Origin of the sequence: Mesorhizobium sp. M1A.T.Ca.IN.004.03.1.1 (assembly GCF_003997555.1) — a bacterium.
Taxonomy (GTDB): domain Bacteria; phylum Pseudomonadota; class Alphaproteobacteria; order Rhizobiales; family Rhizobiaceae; genus Mesorhizobium.
Genome location: NZ_RZTV01000395.1, coordinates 1 through 268 on the forward strand (window position 1 = coordinate 1; position 268 = coordinate 268).

The 268-nt window shown below is 63.8% G+C and carries 1 protein-coding gene; it reads left to right on the plus strand.

What is annotated here, in order from left to right:
* Positions 1–2: 2 nt before the first annotated feature.
* Positions 3–268 (plus strand): ATP-binding cassette domain-containing protein (locus EOD29_RS32135; RefSeq protein WP_127248831.1); only part of this gene is annotated, 266 nt, incomplete at its 3' end.

The window sequence follows — 268 nt, forward strand, 5'->3', positions numbered from 1 at the left end:
CGATGTCCATCCCGGAATACCCGATACTGTCAGTTAGCAGCGTGGAAGCTGTCTACAACGGCGCCATCGCCGCCCTACACGGCGTCGACTTGTTGGTTGGCAGGGGCGAGATCGTCGCGCTGCTCGGCTCCAACGGTGCCGGCAAGACGACACTGCTGCGCGCCGTATCCAATCTCCTTCCGGCTGAGCGCGGCGCCATTACCGCCGGTCGGATCACCTTCGGTGGCGAGGATGTTTCAAGGGCAAGCCCCTCGCACCTAGTCCGCAG